The following is a 20,600-nucleotide window of genomic DNA, read 5'->3' on the forward strand; positions in this document are numbered from 1 at the left end:
TGAGAGAAAGTTGTTTAGCTTTGATTTTCATAGGATTTCCTCCATTTCTTTTTGGGATTTGGTTCTCTATATAAATTCGACGAAAGTGGAGGAATTCCTTTGAAAATATATAGCAGAATCCCTTAATCCATAAGGATTTTGGGATTCTGCAAAGACCTAAAGACTTTATAAAAAAGGAGGGTTTTTATGGAAAAAAGGAGGAAGACAATATTAGTTGCTTGCGCTGGAGCAGTTGCAACATCCACAGTAGCTGCACAAAAAATTAAAGATTTATGCAATAAAGCAGGGATTCCAGCAGATGTTATACAATGTAGAATTTCTGAACTGGATGCTAATAGTGAAAGAGCCGATATAATTGTTACTACTTCGAAAGTTACCAAAAACTTTGGCAAACCTTTGATTAGTGGAATACCCTTTATTTCTGGAATAGGCATAGAAGAAGTAGAGAAACAAATAATTAAAGCTTTAAAAGAGGAGGAGGTATAAAATTTATGGAATTTATTAAATATATTGTTAATCTTGGTCCTTCAGTAATGCTTCCAATAGTGATATTCATAATTTCCCTTATAATTGGGCAAAAGCCTGGTAAAGCTTTTAGATCAGGTGTAACAATAGGTATTGGCTTTATAGGAATTGGTCTTGTTATTGGGCTGATGCTTAATAATTTAGGTCCCGCAGCAGAGGCGATGAGTAAAAATTTAGGAGTTAGGTTAAGCATTATAGATGTAGGTTGGCCGGGAGATTCGCCAATGGTTTGGGCGGGTCCAATTGCGATGACAGCGATTCCGATTGCAATTGCGGTAAATGTCATAATGTTGGTTTTTGGACTAACGAGAGTTGTCAATGTTGACATATGGAATATTTGGCATATGGCTTTTACAGGGACGATTTTATATATTGCGACAAATAATATATGGATTGCGTGGGTTGGTGTGATAATACATGCGGCTATTAGTTATAAGTTTGGAGATTGGTATGCACCTATTGTGAATGACTTTTTCGGGTTAGAAGGTGTTGCGATACCGCATGGTACTTCAGCTTATTGTGCTCCACTTGCTGTTCCAGTGGAAATTGTAATTGATAAAATTCCAGGGCTAAATAAGATAAATATTAATCCCAAATATATTGAGAAAAGGTTTGGAGTTTTTGGCGAACCGATGATAATTGGATTAATATTAGGCATTTTAATTGGTGTATTGGCAGGATATGACTTTAAAGGTATAGCGCAACTTGGAATGAATATGGCTGCTGTTATGATTCTAATGCCGCAAGTTGTAAAATTAATAATGCAAGGACTTATGCCTGTATCTGAAGCAGCAAGAGATTTTCTCCAAAACAGATTTAAGGAAAAGGAATTTTATATTGGCCTTGATCCAGCACTTTTATTAGGGGATTCAGAAGTTGTAGCGGCAAGTCTACTATTTGTTCCACTTACATTACTATTAGCCATGGTAGTACCTGGAAATCAAGTATTGCCATTTGGAGATTTAGCAACAATAGGTTTCTTTGTTGCAATTGCAGTGGGAATTCATAGGGGTAATCTTTTTAGGACATTGATTTCAGGATCTTTAATAATGGTTATAAATATATGGATTGCTAATGAAACAGTACCATTGTTAACTCAATTGGCTAAAATGGTAAATATGTTACCCAAAGGGGCTACACATGTTGCAGCATTAGATCAAGGTGGTTCACCGTTGACTTATCTTTTGCTTCAAATATTTGATTTCAAAAATATGGGCAATTTAATAGCTTTAATTTTAATCGGTGGCTATTATATTTTAGGTATTTATATGAGCGCAAAATATCTAAAAAATAAGTCATATGTAAAAAATGAGAATATTGGATGATAGCTTTCCTATCCAATAAAAGAAAAAAAATTATAACGAAAAAAGAATTATTTTGAGTAATAGTTTTTCATTCTTTATTGTGGAATTGTGGGCTTAGTATTGGCGATAATTAACGGATTATGCGAGGGGGACGAAACTGCAATAATTGGCGTCAAGTCCTTCTCGCGCTTATCCTTTCTGTAGGTTTAACCAGTACTATGATTTGAACCTGTATCTGGATATTCGAACTGTACCTCATTCTAACCATAAATTGAATTTGTAAATTATTATATACATGCATGCAATTGAGAGGTAGCTAAAGAATTAATGAATTTGCTTGAAAATTATTTAATTTTTTAAAGTGCATTCTATTGATTATCAAATAGCGAAGTTATTATTAAACAAAAGATAGAAGATGAGATAGTTATATAAAAGATTGATCATGACTTAACACGCATATTATGTAAATATTTATTTTTCTAAAATATTGTATATAAAAGCAACTATATAAAAGGAAGGTGTAATTATATGAAAGCAGGAATATTATATGCAAAAAATGATATAAGGTACGAAGAATATCCTGATCCTGTTATTAAAGATGATGAAGTAGTTATAAAAATTAGAACTACAGGTATTTGTGGTTCTGATGTACCTAGAGTGCTTGAAGGTAGAGTGCATTATTTTCCAATTGTTTTGGGACATGAGTTTGCAGGTGAGATAGTTGAAACAGGGAAAAATGTAAAGTCAATAAAAATTGGAGAACGTGTTGTTGGTACACCGCTACTCCCATGTTTCAAATGTGATGAGTGCCAGAAAGGAAACTATTCGTTGTGTAAAAATTATAGTTTTATAGGATCAAAGAGACAGGGGAGTTTTGCAGAATATATTGCCCTTCCTGCAAGAAATGTAATTAAGTTAGGACCTGAAGTATCATTTGAACAAGGAGCATTATTTGAACCGGCAACTGTAGCATTACACGGCTTATATCGCGTAAATTTTCATGGTGGTGAAGATGTTGCAATACTTGGCGGAGGAACTATAGGCATTTTTGCAATGCAGTATGCTAAAATATATGGTGCGAAACGCGTTTTTGTATTTGATATTGATAATTCACGTCTTGAGCTTGCAAAAAGGCTTGGTGCAGATGTAACTATAAATACACTTGATAAAAATTATAAAGAAATTGTTAATGAGTTAACTTATAATAGAGGGTTTGGCTTTATCTTTGAAACAGCAGGTAACCCGGTTACAATGCAGATAGCATTCGAACTAGCAGGTAATAAATCAAACATATGTTTTATAGGTACAACTACAAAAAATGTTACATTTACACCTGAGCTGTTAGAGAAAATGAATCGAAAAGAATTTACCTTAACAGGCTCGTGGATGTCATACAGCGCACCATTTCCTGGAAAAGAATGGGAACTCACATCACATTTCTTTGCCACAAAACAGCTTAAATTTGATGAGGAAATCATCTATAAAAAGTTTCCATTAAGTAGAATAAAAGAAGCTTTTGATATGTATAAGACACCAGGATTAGTTAAGGGCAAGATAATGCTTGTAAATGAATAAATGATAAAAAAAGAGGAGGGTTGAAATGGGATTAATCTCATCAAGAGAACTTTTATATAAAGCAATGGAAGATGGTTATGCAATAGCTGCATTCAATATCCACAATCTTGAAACACTAAAAGCCGTAATGAATGCTGCTAAATTAGAAAAATCACCTGTAATATTACAGACGACTCCAGGAACTTTAAAACATGTAGGTATAGCATATATAGTTGCAATTGCTAAAATTGCTGCGGATGATTATGGTATACCTGTATCACTTCATTTAGACCATTGTGAGGATTTAGAAACAATTTATAAGTGTATAGACAATGGTTATACATCTGTTATGGTAGATGGCTCAAAACTTCCATTTGATAAAAATATTGAATTAGTTAAAAAGGTAGTAGATTATGCGCATAAAAGAGATGTTCAAGTGGAAGCTGAACTTGGGAGAGTAGGAGGTACAGAAGACGATTTAACAGTAAGCGACTATGAAGCTTCCCTAACAGATCCAGATATGGCTGTAGAATATGTTGAAAGGACAGGAATAGATTCACTTGCAATAGCAATAGGAACAGCACATGGTATGTATAAAGATACTCCCAAGATTGATTTTAGAAGGTTAAAAATGATAAGAAAGCTTGTGAATATTCCGCTTGTATTACATGGGGCTTCCGGTGTACCTGATGAAATGATAAAGAGAGCAGTTGAGTTGGGAATTAATAAAATAAATATAGCTACAGATTTGAAAAACGCTCTTGGGAAAGCCTTAAAAAATTTTTTTATGGAAAATCCTAACGAATATGATCCAAGGAAATATTTTAAACTGGCAATGGAAGCAGTGAAACATGTAGCCATATCAAAAATTCGCCTTGCTGGGTGTAATGGCAAAATTTAATAATAATTAATAGTTGTAATATATCATAATATATCAAAAAGTAAAAAGCTTTTACAGGTGATTGGCAGACACATTTCCGATAGTACAAAACGGACAAATTGAAATAAAGCCAATAATAGAAGTGACATTATAATAGTAAAAGAAGATATAAAAAAATCTAAGACAAAAGACCGTGATACTAAATTGTAATCAAACTAGTTCATCAATTTTTTCTATAAGTGATGTTAGCAATGAACGGAAGAGTGCTACTAAACGTATAGCAGTTATTGTTAAAACAACAAACTCTGAATTTTGGGCAACTGCCGCTAAAGGAGCTCAAGATGCTGCTAAGGAGTTGGGAGTAGAAGTTTTATATTAAGAGACCAGCTTCAGAAACGGATATAGAGATCCATTTTGGAGAAGATGCTATAAATAATAAAGTGGAGGGAAGTATGTTAGCAGCATCAAATCCTGATTCTTTAGCTCCACATGTAGATAAGGCTGTAGTTGCGGGCATTCCTGTAATTGAGATCGATTCAGAAGTAAACAGTGATAAAATTTCAAGATTTATAGCGACTGACAAATGAGGCAACAAGTGCGCAAGCTGCTGATAAATTAGCAAAGCTCATTGGTGAAAAGGGTAAAGTCGCAATAATGAATTTTACTGCAGGTGATAGAACGGCGATTCAAGGGAAAAAGGATTTAAGGACCAAATAGCTAAGAAATATCCAAATATCGAGATAGTAGCAACACAATATTGTGATGCTGATGCTGCAAAAGCGCTCTCTATAACGCAGGATTTAATAACTGTATTTAGCAGGAATTTTTGCTGTAAATGAACTGGTAGCGGTGGGAGTAGTTTGTGCTATTGAAGAAAGGAATATGGCTGGGAAAATTAAAGTTGTAGGTTTTGATTCATCTGAGGCCGAGATAGCCTGCTCTAGAAGCGGGTTCTTTGCAAGTTTTGATAATACAGAATCCATATAAGATGTGATACTTAGGGGTTAAAACACTTGTTGACGTATTAAATGGTAAGAGTGTCGATAAACGAATAAATACAGGAGTTATTGTTGTTACAAAGGATAACTTGAATGCTCCTGAAATTCAAAAACTGTTATATCCATTCGGGAAAAATAACAAATAGTTGACAATTATTAAAGTTTTTTTTGAATATAACTTCTTACAATCTTTATACTACCTAATTTTCAACCAGTTTGGATTATCTAATTTGAGAAAGTCTGAAAATTAATTAAAATATTTTTATCTTTCTGGTTAGGATCAAAGATAATAAAAACCATATTACCATAATTAGAATGAACAAGGAATAATCAAGTGAATTTACTATGGTTCTCACTAGAAGGAGTTTTTTGGATAAAGAATTAATTTAAGTACTTTTTCGAATAAAAAATACCTTTGATGATTTAACTTATATTGGGAGGGATAATGTGAATACAGAACATCCTTTGAAAAACGTTGTTAAACTACAAAAAAAGGGAATTCCAATAGGTATTTATTCAGTTTGTAGTGCAAATGAAATAGTTATTCAAGTTGCAATGGAGAAGGCATTGAGTATGGATAGTTATGTTTTAATTGAAGCAACGGCTAATCAAGTAAATCAATATGGTGGCTATACGAATATGAAACCTATTGATTTTAGAGATTTTGTGTATTCTATAGCCAAAAGGATAAACTTCCCAGAAAATAGAATAATCCTTGGCGGGGACCACTTAGGACCTTTGCCATGGAAAAATCAACAAGCGAAAAAAGCAATGGAAGAAGCAAAAGAACTTGTTAAACAATTTGTGATGGCTGGCTTTACGAAAATTCATGTAGATACAAGTATGTTTCTTGGAGATGATAACATAAATATCAAACTAGATACTGAAACTATTGCGGAGAGAGGAGCGATACTTGTATCAGTAGCAGAAAGAGCTTTTGAGGAGTTAAAAAAGTCTAATCCTTATGCTCTTCATCCAGTTTATGTAATAGGTAGTGAAGTTCCTGTTCCAGGAGGTTCTCAAAAAGAAAATAATAATGAAATACAAGTAACAAAGCCGGCGGATTTTGAAGAAACTGTGGAAGTGTATAAAAGCACTTTCTATAAATATGGTTTAGGAAACGCATGGGAAGATGTTGTAGCAGTGGTTGTGCAGCCTGGGGTGGAATTTGGAGTTGAAAATATTCATGAATATGATCACCAACAGGCTGAAAATTTAGTAAGTGCTTTAAAAAAGTATCCTAATTTAGTATTTGAAGCCCACTCTACGGATTATCAACCTGCAAAACTACTAAAAGAAATGGTGAGAGATGGATTTGCTATACTTAAAGTTGGACCTGAATTGACTTTTGCATTAAGGGAAGGATTGTTTGCTCTGAATATTATAGAAAAAGAATTATTTAAAGATAATCATGATATTGAGATGTCAAATTTTATTGATATCCTTGATACAGCAATGTTAAATAATCCGAAGTATTGGGAACAGTATTATTACGGTGATGATAATAAAATTAGAATTGCTAGAAAATACAGCTATTCTGATAGATGTAGGTATTATCTAATCGAAAATGAAGTTAGAGCATCTATGTCTAGGTTGTTTAAAAATTTAACAAATGTTGAGATACCATTAACCTTAATAAGTCAGTATATGCCTATTCAATATGAAAAAATTAGAATGGGACTATTAAAAAATGATCCTGAGAATTTAGTAAAAGATAAAATTGGAAATTGCATTGATAAGTATTTGTATGCTACTAATCCGACAAGTGGAGAATTTAAACTAATATAACAAAGGTATGGTAAGTTAAATATTTAACAATAAATAAGTATAGGCACCTTTTAGACAAAGGAAAGTCTTACTCCTGAAGTAGCCCAACGTATAGAAAAATATAATTTGCCTCGTTTTGAGTGGAATATTATAGATGTTGGAGCAAGAACTAGATTTAATGAAAGGAAGGATTCCTAATGAAAAGTTTAAGGAATCCAAAGTGATGGTTTCTTTTCATGTCTGTTTCTTTCCTACTTTGCTTCTTGAAGATGTCCTTAAAAAAGTTGACCCTGATTTTATTGTATTTTCACTTATTTTCAGGCCATATTTTCTATACAAATAGAGAGCCAAACGCCTGTATCTGAAGCCAGTTCTTTTTGCTTCAAGGATAATAAGGTTTTTTAATTGAGCAGGAGTTTTTCTAGGAGAATTTTTAGGTTTTCGAGATATATCGTGAAGATAACCATTGATAGCACTATGGACAGTATCCCTTGAAATACCAAGTATTTTTGCGGTTTTAAGATATTACAATTATTTCGTTTAAAAATTTTTCTAACGACTTCTTTAGCTTTTTCAAGAGATATTTTTCTAAACTCATGATATGTTATAATATTCATAGAAGGCTGACCTCCCATCTTGGAAGTTTATTTGTGGTTCTTTTGAAAGATATGTTTCCCTTTTTAATTATGTCAAAGAGGAGGGAGACAGCCTCAACTTTTTTTAATTTCTTCTTCTTCATTCTCTTCCTCTATTTTTTCAAAGTGGGAAATATATTTATACCTATTCTACACATATTCTATACCTATTCGAGCCCCCGTGATACCAAGTAAAATTTGTTTTTCCTCCCTTGTTTTCTGTATAATTATTATACACAGTAAAAACAAGGGAGGTATTTTTATTGAACAAAAATACATACACAATCGTTATAATTTACCTTTTGATGATGCTCATAGGAATAATAGAAAATGTCAAAGGACCCCTTATACTGAGCATTAAAACCTTTTATAGTATCGACTATACAATGATGGGTTTGTTTTTATCTGTAGGAAGTTTAGGGTTTATTTTGTCAACTTTTTTTGGAGGGTTTTTAACAGAGAAGATAGGGAGAAAATTAGTTCTTTTAAGTGGTTTATTACTTATACTACTAGGTATAATTGGAATTTCAATGGCACCCAATTTTATTTTATTCCTTCTTTTTGCCTTTATTATGAATATGGGGATGGGTTCTGTGGAAATAGGCATAAATGCCATTGCTGCATTGGTATTTATAATGAATCAGGCAATAATGATGAATTTGCTTCATTTTTTTTATGGAGTGGGAGCTATTATATCCCCTAATATAACTGTGAAATTGCTTCATTTTAACTTTACGTGGCAGTTGGTATATTTGAGTGTAGCAGCTTTAGCTTTCACTCTTATACTGGCTACTTTGGCTATTAAAATACAAGAGGGACAACATATAATAAAAGAAAAAATAAATTATGGCGAAATATTAGGGAATAAAAGAATGTGGCTTTTTGCAATTATGTTAGGTTTTTATGTTGCTTCTGAACTTGGTGTAGGAAATTGGGCTGTTACATTTTTAAGGGAATGGTATAAGATGGATAACACAATAAGTTCTCTATACCTTTCCATTTTCTTTGCAACTTTCACATTAGGGAGATTATTTGGCGGTTTTATTGTCGAAAAGGTTGGATGTCTTAAAAGCCTTTCAGTTTTTTCGCTTTGTGCTGCAGTGTTTATTGCAATAGGCATGTTGTCGAAAAGCTTAGCCTTTTCAATTTCTATTTCAGGCTTTTTTTATTCAATAATTTTTCCAACCGTCATTGCCACAATTATGAAAGAATTTAAAAAGCACGTCAGTGCTATAATTGGTATTACTGTAACCATAGCCTCAACCATAAATATGTTTGCAAATTTTTTGATTGGCAAACTAAACGACCTCTTTGGCGTTTTTGTAGGTTTTTCTGCAATATTGGTATTTATGATTGTAGTAGTTTTTATGTCGTTGATTTTATCTCAAACAATTAAAAAAGAGGTTAGTGAATAATTACTTTTAAAAATTTTTGTTTTTATGTGATATACTTATAATAAGATTAGATTAATACGATAATTTACAAAAGTTTTGAAATCTTAAAGGGGAGATCGTCCGTGACAAACAAAGAAAGAGTATTTAATTTAGTAAAGGATTTATCAAAAGAAATAAATATTAAAGAAAAGAAGGGATTAACTGCCCAAGAAATTGCCCAAAAATTGAATTTAAAGAGAAACGTCGCAAGCCATTTATTAAATGAACTTTATAAAGAAGGCAAAATAATAAAGATAAACACAAGGCCTGTCTATTTTTTAGACAAAGAAGTTTATGAAAAGAAGGCAAAAGAATTCAAAGAAACGGCTAAAACCTTGGATTCAACTGTAAAGGTTTCAAGTGATGATCCTTTTATAAAGCTTATAGGATATAATGGCAGCCTTAAAACACAAGTGAAATTATGTAAATCAGCTGCTTCTTACCCTCCCAATGGACTACCCATTTTGTTAATTGGAAATACAGGAGTAGGTAAAAGTTATATTGCGCAGCTTATTTACGAATATGCTAAATCCATTGGTGCTATAGATGAAAATGCTCCTTATGTAATATTTAATTGTGCTGAATACGCCAATAATCCTGAACTACTTTCCGCAAATCTTTTTGGCTATGTGAAAGGGGCATTTACAGGGGCGGATAGAGATAAGCCGGGCCTTTTAGAGGAAGCAGACGGCGGGTATTTATTTTTGGATGAAGTTCACAGGCTTCCACCAGAAGGGCAGGAAAAATTGTTTCTATTTTTGGACAAAGGAATATTCAGAAGACTTGGTGAGACAGGCAACTGGAGAACGGCGAAAGTAAGGTTTATTTTTGCTACAACAGAAGACCCTGAGCAAACTTTGACAAAGACTTTTTTAAGAAGAATCCCATTAGTTGTAAACATTCCTTCCCTTTATGACAGACCTTTACATGAAAGGTTACAACTTATCTATAACTTTTACAAAAATGAGGCCAAAAATCTGGAAATGGATATTTTAATAAGCAAGCAAGTCCTTAATGTACTTCTTAAAACTAAAATTTCTGGCAACATTGGCAAACTTATAAATGTTATAAAATATAGCTGTGCTCAAGCCTATAACCATGTCATAAGAGAGAAGACAAATATATTGCGAATCCATCTATATGACCTGCCGAGAGAAATGCAGGCTGATTTAGATATAATAAAAAGTAATTTTCACTTTAACGGCATGTTAATTTCTCACAATAGGAAAGATGAAGATTTAACATGGGATAAAGGAGACGATAGAGAGGTTTATGAGGTAGTGAACAAGCTATTTGAACTATTTGAGAGATATAGCAGCAAAGAAATAAGTGAGGATACTTTTAAAAAAGACGCTTTAATTTATTTGAATGAATTTACAGATAAAATAATTTTTAAAAATGACAATACTTATATAGATTCGATAGTTTTCAATGCTATCAAAAGCGTAGTGGAGAATGTGTTAAATATAATACAAAATATGTATGGGATTAAATATTATGGTAATTCAGTTTTAGTATTGACGCATTTTATTAATTATTTATTAAGCGATGTAACTTACGAGAAGTATTCTGAGAATATAAAAATGGTATACAGAGTTTTGAAAAATGTTTTTCCCAAAGAGTTTATAATAGCTAATAAAATGGTAGAACTTATTGAAGTTAACCTGGACGTCAAGCTCAACCAAATAGCTGTAATTTATTTTACGCTTTATATTAAAAGTTTAAATAAAAGTGACAATACAAATCTCATAAATTCTATAATAATAGCCCATGGTTATTCAACTGCCAGTAGCATAGCCAGCGTCGCCAATAGGCTTTTGGGACAGTTTGTTTTTGAAGCTTTTGATATGCCAATTGAGATGTCAACACAGGAAATTATGCTAAAAGTTCAAGATTATTTAAAGAATATAGATACCTCCAAAGGAATCATTATATTGGTTGATATGGGTTCTTTAGAGGAGATATACAAGTCTTTGACTGACATTGTCGAGGGAGACATAGCAATTATTAATAATATTACTACTCAATTGGCTTTAGACGTTGGCAACAAGATAATGCAAAATCAGCCTATAGAACAAATTGTTACAGAATCAATCCAAAGAAATAGCAGTAGTTATAAACTCATTAAGTCGCAAAAAAATAAAAGAAATGCTATTATTGCTACTTGTATAACGGGAATAGGAACTGCTGTAAAAATAAAAGAACTTTTAAAAGAATGCTTTGTAAATGAAGATATTGAAATAATTGCGTACGATTATAATAGACTTAAAGGTAATGGTGTAAAAGACGAGATATTTAAAGACTTTAATGTTAAATTAATTATTGGTACAGCAGATCCTGGCATAAAAGAAATACCTTATTTGTCGTTAGAAGATTTGATTGCTGGAAAGGGCGATGTACTATTGAGTAAAGTTTTAAGAGGGGTTGCGGATGCTGAAAAAATTCAGCGAATCAATCAAACGATAGTCAGACTTTTTTCTTTGCAAAATGTGTTACATCATTTGACAATATTAAATCCTGATAAAATAATTGCTCAAGTTGAAAAAGCTATTTCCGATTTAGAAAGATTCATTGGTGTGAGGTTTTCAAATGATTTAAAAATAAGCTTATATATACACGTTAGTGTAATGATTGAAAGATTAGTAATGAAAGAGCCCATTGTGTTTTACAGTAGTTTAGAAGAGTTTGAACAGTGTCATAGACAGTTCATAAATTTCGTTAAATCTTCTTTTAGTGTCATAGAAGAAACTTATAAAGTGGATATACCGACGGCGGAAATAGGGCTTATATATGACCTTATCTATTCTAAAGTAAAAAATTTAGCTGTTTAAAAGTGGACCAAGTAGGTATTACACTACTTGGCATATTTTTTGCATAAAAAATATTAGTAAAATAGTCTTAACGTATTTAAAAGGAGTGATGTTTATTGCCAAATATAGTCTTAACAAGAATAGATAATAGATTGATACATGGTCAGGTAGCGGTAACATGGTCATCTCATGTGGGTGCAAATCTTATTATTGTAGTGGATGATGAAGTGGCAAAGGATAAGACGCAACAAGTGTTATTAGATTTGGCGGCGCCACCGGGTGTATCTACGCGTTATTTTACGGTAGAAGAGACAATACAAAAAATACACAAAGCAGCTCCTCATCAAAAAATATTTATTGTTGTAAGAGATGTGAATGTTTTAGTAAAACTCGTTGAAGGGGGGGTTCCAATAAAAGAAGTGAATGTTGGAAATATGCATTTTAAAGAATGCAAAAAACAAATATCTTCTACAGTTTCGGTTGACGAAAATGATATTGCAGCATTTAAAAGATTAAACGACCTAGGAGTAAAATGCGAGGTAAGAAGAGTGCCTTCTGAAAAAGGTATAGATATTATGGAGTTAATTAAGGAGGGTTAAATGATGTTAGTAAAAGCTTTATTAATAGCGTTGTATGCGGGACTTGCTGGTGTAGATCTTTTTGATGGACAATTGCATTTTCACAGGCCAATAGTAACGGGCCCGATTGTTGGCTTGATATTAGGAGATTTTGAAAAAGGATTAGTTGTGGGAGCTGCTTTAGAATTGGTGTTTATGGGGATGGTTCCATTAGCGGGAGCTCAGCCGCCAAATGTAGTTATTGGTGGTATCTTAGGGACAGCATTTGCTATATTAGCAAATCTTGATCCAAAAGTCGCAGTAGGGTTAGCTGTACCATTTGCTGTAGCGGTACAAGGAGCAATTACTTTAATTTTAACAGTTTATGCGTGGTTTATCCATATGGCTGATAAATATGCTGAAGAAGGTAATGTTAGAGCAGTAGAATTCATTAACCTTGCTGGTATGATTCCTTTATTTATATTTTATGCGGTAATAGCTTTTTTACCATTATATTTTGGCGCAGATGCTGCAAAGAATATTATAAACTCTGTTCCCCAAGTTATAATGGATGGATTGCGAGTAGCAGGTGGAATGATGCCGGCTGTTGGATTTGCTATGCTTTTGAAAATTATGTTAAAGAAAGAGTATATTCATTTCTTGGTATTAGGTTTTGTTTTAGTATCTTATTTTAAATTACCATTAATTGCAGTTGCTATTATAGGAATAATTTTAGCAGCATACAGTTATTATAATGGGAATTTAGGCTCAAAAGGTAACAATAAGGAGGTTGTGTCTGATGGTATATAACCCAAATGAAAATAAGTTATTAACAAAAAAAGAACTATATAGTATGGCATGGCGCTCATTATTTCTTCAGGCATCTTTCAACTACGAAAGAATGCAAGCTGGAGGATGGGTTTACAGTCTGCTGCCAGCTCTTAAGAAGATTTATAAAGATAAAAAAGACGAGCTGATAAAAGCAATGAAAGAGCATTTAGAATTTTTTAATACTCATCCTTTTTTAGTCACACCAATTTTAGGTATAATAGCTGCAATGGAGGAAAAAGGTGCAGATAGAGAAGCAATAAGAGGTGTAAAAGTTGCGTTAATGGGGCCTCTTGGAGGCATCGGCGATGCTCTTCTTTGGCTGACAGCACTACCGATAATGGCAGGATTAGGTGCTTCTTTAGCAATGCAAGGGAATCCATTAGGACCTATCCTATTCTTAGTATTGTTTAATATACTACATTTTGGATTGGTATTTTGGGGAATAAATTATGGGTATAACACGGGATTAAATGCTTTATCAGGACTTAGAACTGGAGCAAAAATTATATCTGCTTTAGCTTCAATAGTAGGTCTTACTGTTGTAGGAGCATTAATTGCATCTTATATAAACATGAAAACTCCTCTCGTTATTCATGCAGGGCAGGCTACTGTTAAAGTGCAAAAAGTTTTAGATGAGATACTTCCAAATATGTTGCCATTAATATTTACGCTCTTTATTTACTGGCTCCTCAAAAAAGGATTATCTCCTTCGAAAATAATAGGAATAGTTGTATTGTTTGGTATTGTCTCAAAGTATTTTGGCATATTCTGATTAGAAAGGGAGTTCTTTGAACTTCCTTTCTAAGCTATTTTAAATATTTTTGGAGGTTTATATATGGTAAGATTGATTATAACAGGACATGGGAAGTTTGCAAGGGGTTTAATTGATGGAATAGAAATTATAGTAGGGAAACAGGAAAATTTAATAGGTATTGAATTTAATAATCAAGACTTAGAAATTTATACTGCACAAATTGAAAATGCTATAAAAGAAGCTAAAGATAAAAATGAGAGTGTAGTAATATTGACTGATTTAATAGGTGGGACGCCTTTTAGGGTATGTTCTTTCGTGAGCAGAAATTATAGTGATGTTTATGTAATTACAGGTGCTAATATTCCTATGTTAATAGAAGCTGTACTTAGTAGAGAAAATTTTGAGGTTAACGAATTTGTCAATTATCTTATTAATGTAGGTAAAAATGGAATTGAAAGCCTTGATAATCTTTTAGAAAGGAAGAAAAAGGCGAATGCTGAGAGTTAAAATAGGTGTAAGTAATAGAATTATTACACCTAATGGACCATGTTATCTGGGTGGATACTTAAAGAGGATGGAATATAAGAGCGCAGGTATAAATGATGATTTGTATGCTAATGTATTATATTTAAAAACCGATGATTATGATTTTTTGTTTATTTCGTATGACTTACTTGGTGTTGATAAATATTATTGTGAAAAAGTAAAGAAGATGATACATGAAACTTGTAATATATTTCCTCAAAATATTTTAATAAGTGCTATTCATACACATTCGGCTCCTGAGGGGTTTCCACGAAATGTGAGAAAAGGTCTTTTTACAAATGTATATTATGTAGATGAAGATTATGAAAAATTTGTAATAGAGAAAACAATGGAAGCCATACATGATTCGATAAATTCCTTGAGTGAAGTGGCGGTTTTTGCATCAAAAGGTAAATCAAAAGGTCTGTATGGAAATAGAGCTCAAAAGGGTAAATCGTATGATGATGATATCTTTATAATAAGATTTGAAAATAAAATGGGACAAACAATTGGTGCAATTGTTAATTTTTCTTGTCATCCAACAGTTTTAGGCGAAGAAAATTATTATATTTCTGCTGATTTTGTAGGTTATATGAGAAAAGTTCTTTCAAAATATTTAAATAATTGTGTTGTAATAGCGCTGAATGGTTCTGCCGGTGATGTGAGCACACGATTTACAAGACTATCTCGCAGTTTTCAAGAGGCCAAGCGAATAGGGGAAGAGTTAGCAAATCAGTTTTTGCGTTCTCTTAAAGAAAGCAGAAAAATTGAATTAAATAATCTAAGGAGAAAAGATATAGTATTTAAATTTGATAAAAAAACCCGTTTTAATGACACTGATATTAATAAACAGATTATGAAACTAAGAAAAAAAATGGGTAAACTTTTTAATAATGGAGATAAAAGAAAGATAGAGGTTCAGCTACAAGTACTCGAAAATATAGATAAGTTGAATAAATTTGAATTGAAAGAAGTAGAAGTAAAAATAAGTATAATTGATATAGGAGAATTACGAGTAGTTTCTATACCTGGAGAGTTGTTTTCTGAATTAGGTCTTAAAATAAAGAAATGTAGTAATAAATTAACTTTGATTGCAGGATATTCAGAAGATTATATAGGATATATTATGCCTGAAAAAGAATATCAAGAAAGTGGCTATGAAAGTTTAGTTACATTGTTACCACGAGGAAGTTCTGAAAAGATTATGAATTCAATATTGAACTATATAGGAGGATGTTAGAAATGTCATTTAAGTATATTGATGTTATAAAAGAGTTGATAAATAAAATTGAAAATAGCCAGTTAGATGTAATGGAAAAAGTAGCTCAATTATGCGCTGAAACCATAATAAGAGGAAATATTTTATATTTTTTTGGGACCGGACATTCCCATATGATTAGTGAAGAACCATTTTACCGAGCTGGTGGTTTTGTGCCCGTGTATCCAATACTGGAAACATCTTTGATGTTGCATGACGGTGCTTATAAAAGTACTCTTATGGAAAGAGTGAATGGTTTGAGCAAAATACTGTTAGAACAAAGTGGTGCTACTAAAGACGATATTATATTTATAATATCAAATTCAGGTAGAAACAACGTAACAGTAGAGATGGCGATAGAAGCAAAAGAGAAAGGACTAAAAGTTATTGCAATAACATCTTTAATCCATTCAAAAAGTGTAAAATCAAGACATCCTAGTGGGAAAAAACTATATGAGATTGCTGACTATGTTATTGATAATTGTGGTGTTGTTGGTGATGCAGCGGTACAATATGAAAATTTTGAGCAAAAAACGGGTCCAACATCAACAATTGCTGGGGTTTTGATTGTTAATTCTGTAATAAGCAGAGCAGTTGAAATCATACTTGATAAAGGGTGGAAGCCTCCTATATTTATGAGTAGTAATACAGATGAAGGTGATGAATTTAATAAAAAAATTCTACAAAAGTACAAATCTCGTATTAAATTATTGTAAAATTATAAAATAACTATAAAATTATGATTAGAAAAGTAAGAGGTGACTACTCTACTAAAAGGTACAAAACCTTAAATCAATATAGAATTTCAATATGTCAATATGTAGTTATCAAAAAAGTATCTTATTTAGTGAATTATAACATGAAAAATAGAAGTAGATTTATATTGGAGATTAATGAAAACTTCTTGAAACTTTTTTATAAATAATTCAGCAGCATGAGGTGAACAAAATGCCATTAGTCAATACTAAACAAATGCTTGAAGATGCAAAGAAAAACAAATATGCAGTAGGTGCTTTTAACATACACAACCTTGAAACATTAAAAGCGGTAGTAAAAGCGGCAGCTGAGATGAAATCACCTTTAATTTTACAGACAACACCGGGTACAATAAAACATGCGGGAGAAGACTATATAGCTGCAATGGCAAAAGTCGCATCAGAAAAATATGACATACCAATAGCACTCCATTTAGACCACGGAAATTCCTTTGAACTCGTTGTAAAATGCATAAGAGCAGGTTACACTTCAGTAATGATTGACGGCTCAATGCTTTCCTATGAACAAAATGTCGAACTGACAAAAAAAGTTGTAGAAGTAGCTTATGCAGCAGGGGTGACTGTAGAAGCAGAACTTGGGAGTATAGTAGGCGTTGAAGACGATATGTACGTGAAAGAAGATAAAAGTGCATTTACAGATCCCAAAATGGCAGCGGATTTTGTAGAGAAGACAGGAGTTGACTCATTAGCCATAGCAATTGGCACGGCCCATGGGATGTACAAAGGAGAAGTAAAAGTTGACTTTGAAAGGTTAAAAGAAATAGCGAACTTAGTAGACATTCCATTGGTACTTCATGGTGCATCAGGAGTTCCTGATGAGTTGGTAAAAAAAGCTATAGCGCTGGGTATATGCAAATTAAACATTGCTACAGAATTAAAAATTCCTTTTGCAAATGCAATAAAAGAAGTATTTAAAAATAACCCAGATGAGAGCGATCCAAGAAAATTCCTTGCACCTGGAGAAAGAGCAATAGAAGAAGTCGTAAAAGAAAAAATAAAACTTTTTGGCTGTGGTGAAAGAGCATGATATTGACAGTCACTTTAAATCCATCAGTTGACAGAAGTTACAGAGTAGACAATTTTCAAGTGGGCAAAATTTTCAGAGCCGAGGAAGAAAACAGCGTGGCAGGTGGCAAGGGAATCAATGTAACAAAGGTTATAAAAACATTAGGAGAAGAGGTAACAGCAACAGGATTTTTAGGCGGTAAATCGGGAGAATTCATAGAAGAAGAGCTTAACAAAATAGGTGTCAAATGTAGCTTTATCAAAATAGAAGGAGAGACTCGTACCTGTATAGCAATTTTAGATCCTGTATCAAAAACTCAGACAGAAATCTTGGAAAAGGGACCTTATGTGTCTCAGGAGCATGTAGAAAAATTTTTAGACAATTTTAATGAACTATCAAAGGGCTGCAATATCATAACAGCATCTGGAAGTGCACCTTCTGGTGTTCCTGAAGATATCTATGTAGAACTAATAAATATCTCAAAGCAAAACGGTGCCAAACTAATTTTAGATACGAGCGGTGCATACCTATCAAAAGCCATTAGAGCAAAACCATTTATGATTAAACCTAACAAAGAAGAAGTAGAAAAACTGCTTAATAAAGAATTGGGGGATATTGAAGAAATCAAAAAAGCAGCTTTAGAGCTCAATCAATTAGGAATACCAATTGTGTCAATATCTTTAGGCAGCGAAGGTTCTATTGTTGCATGTGAGGAAGGAATATTTAGACTCATACCACCTAAAATAAAAGTAGCAAGTCCTGTAGGTTCAGGAGATTCATATGTTGCAGGTATGGCAGTTGGCGTAAAAAAAGGACTTGATATTGTTGATGCTGCGATATTAGCAACTGCATGCGGTGCGGCAAATGCCATGTATTACAAGACAGGATATGTGACGATTGAAGACGTAGAATATCTAAAAAATAATGTCAAAGTACAAAAACTTTAAAATAAAAACAGGGGGTATGGACATGTTATTAGGTTACAGTGAAGAACAATTAAAAGAAAGGAAAGGATATGCTACAGCGAAAGAAATAAATCAGCAGCCGCGATTATGGAGAGAACTTTTTAATATTTTTTTAAATCAAAAAAGAGAAATTGCCGAATTTTTAAACCCAATATTACAATTAAAAGATTTAAAAATCATACTAACTGGTGCAGGAACATCTGCCTTTGTAGGCTATAGCAGTGAAGGTTATTTAAGAAAAATGCTGGGACAAGACGTAGAAGCGATTGACACAACGGATATTGTTGCATCACCTCAAAACTTCTTCTTTAAAGACAAACCCACTCTTTTAATTTCCCATGGAAGGTCTGGCGACAGTCCAGAAAGTATGGCTACAATAGAGTTAGCAGAAAAAATTATAAAGGATGTTTATTTTTTAAACGTCACCTGTAATAAAAATGGCAAAATGGCAAAAAGCACAATTGACAAGAAAAATTCTTTAAACATATTTATGCCGGAAGAATCAAATGATGAAGGTTTTGCAATGACAAGTAGTTTCACATGTATGCTTTTAACAGATTTAATGCTGCCACACATAGAACAAATTGAGAGCAAAAAAGACTTATTTGAAAAATTAGCAAAAGAAGCAGAGAGAATAATAGAAGAAGAGGCGAGCATAGTGGAAGAGATATCAAAAATTGACTATGACAGATTGATATACTTAGGCAGTGGCAACTTAAAAGGATGTGCAGCAGAAGCTGCATTAAAATCTTTAGAATTATCACGAGGAGAAGTCAATACTAATTTTAATACGCCTTTAGGATTTAGGCACGGACCAAAATCTGTGATAAATGATAAAACACTTTTAGGGTTTTTTGTGTCAAACAATCCTTATACACAAAAATATGATTTAGACCTCATAAAAGAGATAGCAAATGAACCCGGGAAAAGAAGATTAATGGCTTTTCTGCCAGAAGATTTGCAAATAGATGGAATAGATTATATATTCAAATTGAGACAGGACTTTACCAATGTAGAAGAAGCTTTTTTAACACCTCTATATATTGTTTATGCACAAATGTTAGCTTTTTATAAGTCCTTAAACTTAGGAATAACACCTGACAATCCAAACCCTGAAGGAAGAGTAAATAGAGTTGTTAAAGGTGTTATAATTTATGAATATGTTTAACTTAAAGCCATGGAGAAGTTACTCCGTGGCATAACTAACACCAAGTACAGGTGGAATCGTATAGAGAGTTTATAAGTTCTCTGCCATATTCCTCCTATCAGTATAAGCTTGTGCTTGACCAGTTCTGCTTCCATGTGTGATTAAAAGCAGGCTTATAAGCTTTTGATTTCCTCGATGAAGTTGATTGAGTAGGTTTTTGGAGCTTTTTGGGATGTTCATCGAGCTTTTGTACGGCAAATACTTGGTTGCCGTACTGTCCTATTCCTATCCTGAAGTTGATAAGGACGATTATTTTATTTCTATCGCTTTCAATACCAGCCGAGGATAAAATTCTATACACAGTAGGTTGACTAAGTATAATCCCTTCCCTTTCTTCAAGTAAATCTCTAAAATGAGAAAAATTAGCATCAAAATACACATTTTATTTCAAATAGATGACCTTGTTAACAACTTCTGGAGGGGTAGCATTAGCAGGCTTACGACCTTTATTTTTATGAATCACAAAAGACTCACCTTGTTCACTAACCACCTTTTTTAATCTAAAAATTTGACGTTCACTTAGGTCTAAAGCCTGCGCAGCTTCCCTCACTGTTAATTTTCTTTCAATTGTTTGCTGAATGATGATTAATTTTTGTAATTCCCTCTTTGTCATATTAATTTCTTCCCTTCTCATACTGACATTATCGCAGAATACTTTCAATATGACAATATCACAGAATAATAACGCAAAAGAAATAGCATGATTGACTCGATGACAGTAATCTGCTATAATTTAAGCGTTGAAAATTTGACTTAGATATTTTGGCTCTTTGTCAATAGTTGGGGTGGGTATTTTTTCTGAATGCCCACCTTTA

General features: G+C 32.8%; 20 protein-coding genes and 2 pseudogenes. 18 read left to right on the forward strand and 4 right to left on the reverse strand.

What is annotated here, in order from left to right:
- The first annotated feature begins 186 nt into the window (after nt 1–186).
- From gatB to I4N53_RS12645, 7 genes and pseudogenes are all read left to right on the forward strand, one after another.
- Nucleotides 187–486 (forward strand): PTS galactitol transporter subunit IIB, encoded by a 300-nt coding sequence (gatB, locus tag I4N53_RS04850; protein WP_019907205.1) that lies wholly within the window; start codon nt 187–189, stop codon nt 484–486.
- Between the two features lie 5 nt (nt 487–491).
- Nucleotides 492–1,850, forward strand: coding sequence for a PTS galactitol transporter subunit IIC (locus I4N53_RS04855; RefSeq protein WP_019907206.1), 1,359 nt, complete (start codon nt 492–494; stop codon nt 1,848–1,850).
- 507 nt (nt 1,851–2,357) lie between these two features.
- Nucleotides 2,358–3,404, forward strand: a complete 1,047-nt coding sequence (locus tag I4N53_RS04860; protein WP_019907207.1) for a galactitol-1-phosphate 5-dehydrogenase — start codon at nt 2,358–2,360, stop codon at nt 3,402–3,404.
- 25 nt (nt 3,405–3,429) lie between these two features.
- Nucleotides 3,430–4,284 (forward strand): class II fructose-1,6-bisphosphate aldolase, encoded by an 855-nt coding sequence (gene fba, locus I4N53_RS04865; protein WP_019907208.1) that lies wholly within the window; start codon nt 3,430–3,432, stop codon nt 4,282–4,284.
- 431 nt (nt 4,285–4,715) lie between these two features.
- The gene (locus I4N53_RS12325) at nt 4,716–4,850 is read left to right on the forward strand and encodes a hypothetical protein (RefSeq protein WP_019907210.1); all 135 of its coding nucleotides are present in this window, start codon (nt 4,716–4,718) and stop codon (nt 4,848–4,850) included.
- Between the two features lie 858 nt (nt 4,851–5,708).
- A complete protein-coding gene (locus I4N53_RS04870) occupies nt 5,709–7,049 on the forward strand; it encodes a class II D-tagatose-bisphosphate aldolase, non-catalytic subunit (protein WP_019907213.1) in 1,341 nt (446 codons plus the stop codon).
- Between the two features lie 41 nt (nt 7,050–7,090).
- Nucleotides 7,091–7,205, forward strand: a pseudogene (locus I4N53_RS12645) (IS481 family transposase); the annotation flags it as partial.
- Between the two features lie 66 nt (nt 7,206–7,271).
- Here I4N53_RS12645 and I4N53_RS04875 read toward each other — a convergent pair.
- A pseudogene (locus tag I4N53_RS04875) lies at nt 7,272–7,645 on the reverse strand (IS481 family transposase); the annotation flags it as partial.
- The gene (locus tag I4N53_RS12330; RefSeq protein WP_019907215.1) at nt 7,642–7,767 is read right to left on the reverse strand and encodes a hypothetical protein; all 126 of its coding nucleotides are present in this window, start codon (nt 7,765–7,767) and stop codon (nt 7,642–7,644) included. The gene I4N53_RS12330 and the pseudogene I4N53_RS04875, both read right to left, overlap by 4 nt.
- A 159-nt stretch (nt 7,768–7,926) precedes the next feature.
- On the opposite strand from I4N53_RS12330, the gene I4N53_RS04880 reads away from it, so the two are divergent.
- From I4N53_RS04880 to I4N53_RS04930, 11 genes are all read left to right on the forward strand, one after another.
- Nucleotides 7,927–9,078, forward strand: a complete 1,152-nt coding sequence (locus I4N53_RS04880) for a sugar MFS transporter (protein ID WP_019907216.1) — start codon at nt 7,927–7,929, stop codon at nt 9,076–9,078.
- A gap of 101 nt (nt 9,079–9,179) precedes the next feature.
- Nucleotides 9,180–11,927, forward strand: a complete 2,748-nt coding sequence (locus I4N53_RS04885; protein WP_214495727.1) for a sigma 54-interacting transcriptional regulator — start codon at nt 9,180–9,182, stop codon at nt 11,925–11,927.
- A 95-nt stretch (nt 11,928–12,022) separates the two neighbouring features.
- Nucleotides 12,023–12,505: a PTS N-acetylgalactosamine transporter subunit IIB gene (gene agaV / locus I4N53_RS04890; RefSeq protein ID WP_214495728.1), complete on the forward strand. Its 483-nt coding sequence runs from the start codon at nt 12,023–12,025 to the stop codon at nt 12,503–12,505.
- 3 nt (nt 12,506–12,508) lie between these two features.
- Nucleotides 12,509–13,273, forward strand: coding sequence for a PTS N-acetylgalactosamine transporter subunit IIC (gene agaW, locus I4N53_RS04895; protein WP_214495739.1), 765 nt, complete (start codon nt 12,509–12,511; stop codon nt 13,271–13,273).
- A complete protein-coding gene (locus I4N53_RS04900; protein ID WP_214495729.1) occupies nt 13,263–14,066 on the forward strand; it encodes a PTS system mannose/fructose/sorbose family transporter subunit IID in 804 nt (267 codons plus the stop codon). Before agaW ends, I4N53_RS04900 begins: the two co-directional genes overlap by 11 nt.
- Nucleotides 14,067–14,129: 63 nt before the next feature.
- On the forward strand, nt 14,130–14,555 hold the full coding sequence (agaF, locus tag I4N53_RS04905; RefSeq protein WP_214495730.1) for a PTS galactosamine/N-acetylgalactosamine transporter subunit IIA: 426 nt from the start codon (nt 14,130–14,132) through the stop codon (nt 14,553–14,555).
- Nucleotides 14,542–15,813: a neutral/alkaline non-lysosomal ceramidase N-terminal domain-containing protein gene (locus I4N53_RS04910; protein WP_214495731.1), complete on the forward strand. Its 1,272-nt coding sequence runs from the start codon at nt 14,542–14,544 to the stop codon at nt 15,811–15,813. The genes agaF and I4N53_RS04910 overlap by 14 nt, the downstream gene beginning before the upstream one ends.
- A gap of 2 nt (nt 15,814–15,815) precedes the next feature.
- Nucleotides 15,816–16,547 (forward strand): sugar isomerase domain-containing protein, encoded by a 732-nt coding sequence (locus I4N53_RS04915; RefSeq protein WP_214495732.1) that lies wholly within the window; start codon nt 15,816–15,818, stop codon nt 16,545–16,547.
- A gap of 232 nt (nt 16,548–16,779) precedes the next feature.
- A complete protein-coding gene (gene fba, locus I4N53_RS04920; protein WP_214495733.1) occupies nt 16,780–17,634 on the forward strand; it encodes a class II fructose-1,6-bisphosphate aldolase in 855 nt (284 codons plus the stop codon).
- Nucleotides 17,631–18,560, forward strand: coding sequence for a 1-phosphofructokinase (gene pfkB / locus I4N53_RS04925; protein ID WP_214495734.1), 930 nt, complete (start codon nt 17,631–17,633; stop codon nt 18,558–18,560). The genes fba (I4N53_RS04920) and pfkB overlap by 4 nt, the downstream gene beginning before the upstream one ends.
- A 22-nt stretch (nt 18,561–18,582) precedes the next feature.
- The gene (locus I4N53_RS04930; RefSeq protein ID WP_214495735.1) at nt 18,583–19,746 is read left to right on the forward strand and encodes an SIS domain-containing protein; all 1,164 of its coding nucleotides are present in this window, start codon (nt 18,583–18,585) and stop codon (nt 19,744–19,746) included.
- 97 nt (nt 19,747–19,843) lie between these two features.
- On the opposite strand, the gene I4N53_RS04935 is transcribed toward I4N53_RS04930, so the two are convergent.
- Both I4N53_RS04935 and I4N53_RS04940 read right to left on the reverse strand, forming a co-directional pair.
- Nucleotides 19,844–20,164, reverse strand: coding sequence for a hypothetical protein (locus I4N53_RS04935; RefSeq protein WP_214495736.1), 321 nt, complete (start codon nt 20,162–20,164; stop codon nt 19,844–19,846).
- 3 nt (nt 20,165–20,167) lie between these two features.
- Nucleotides 20,168–20,398 (reverse strand): transposase, encoded by a 231-nt coding sequence (locus tag I4N53_RS04940; protein WP_214495737.1) that lies wholly within the window; start codon nt 20,396–20,398, stop codon nt 20,168–20,170.
- Nucleotides 20,399–20,600 lie beyond the last annotated feature (202 nt).

Origin of the sequence: Thermoanaerobacter sp. CM-CNRG TB177 (assembly GCF_018588165.1) — a bacterium.
Lineage (GTDB): Bacteria > Bacillota > Thermoanaerobacteria > Thermoanaerobacterales > Thermoanaerobacteraceae > Thermoanaerobacter > Thermoanaerobacter thermocopriae.

Bases quoted from the DNA above. Each gene is read 5' to 3' on its own strand.
- gatB (WP_019907205.1), top strand. From the start codon at position 187: ATGGAAAAAAGGAGGAAGACAATATTAGTTGCTTGCGCTGGAGCAGTT.
- I4N53_RS04855 (WP_019907206.1), top strand. From the start codon at position 492: ATGGAATTTATTAAATATATTGTTAATCTTGGTCCTTCAGTAATGCTT.
- I4N53_RS04860 (WP_019907207.1), top strand. From the start codon at position 2,358: ATGAAAGCAGGAATATTATATGCAAAAAATGATATAAGGTACGAAGAA.
- fba (WP_019907208.1), top strand. From the start codon at position 3,430: ATGGGATTAATCTCATCAAGAGAACTTTTATATAAAGCAATGGAAGAT.
- I4N53_RS12325 (WP_019907210.1), top strand. From the start codon at position 4,716: ATGTTAGCAGCATCAAATCCTGATTCTTTAGCTCCACATGTAGATAAG.
- I4N53_RS12330 (WP_019907215.1), bottom strand. From the start codon at position 7,767: ATGAAGAAGAAGAAATTAAAAAAAGTTGAGGCTGTCTCCCTCCTCTTT.
- agaW (WP_214495739.1), top strand. From the start codon at position 12,509: ATGTTAGTAAAAGCTTTATTAATAGCGTTGTATGCGGGACTTGCTGGT.
- I4N53_RS04900 (WP_214495729.1), top strand. From the start codon at position 13,263: ATGGTATATAACCCAAATGAAAATAAGTTATTAACAAAAAAAGAACTA.
- agaF (WP_214495730.1), top strand. From the start codon at position 14,130: ATGGTAAGATTGATTATAACAGGACATGGGAAGTTTGCAAGGGGTTTA.
- I4N53_RS04910 (WP_214495731.1), top strand. From the start codon at position 14,542: ATGCTGAGAGTTAAAATAGGTGTAAGTAATAGAATTATTACACCTAAT.
- I4N53_RS04915 (WP_214495732.1), top strand. From the start codon at position 15,816: ATGTCATTTAAGTATATTGATGTTATAAAAGAGTTGATAAATAAAATT.
- fba (WP_214495733.1), top strand. From the start codon at position 16,780: ATGCCATTAGTCAATACTAAACAAATGCTTGAAGATGCAAAGAAAAAC.
- pfkB (WP_214495734.1), top strand. From the start codon at position 17,631: ATGATATTGACAGTCACTTTAAATCCATCAGTTGACAGAAGTTACAGA.
- I4N53_RS04930 (WP_214495735.1), top strand. From the start codon at position 18,583: ATGTTATTAGGTTACAGTGAAGAACAATTAAAAGAAAGGAAAGGATAT.
- I4N53_RS04940 (WP_214495737.1), bottom strand. From the start codon at position 20,398: ATGACAAAGAGGGAATTACAAAAATTAATCATCATTCAGCAAACAATT.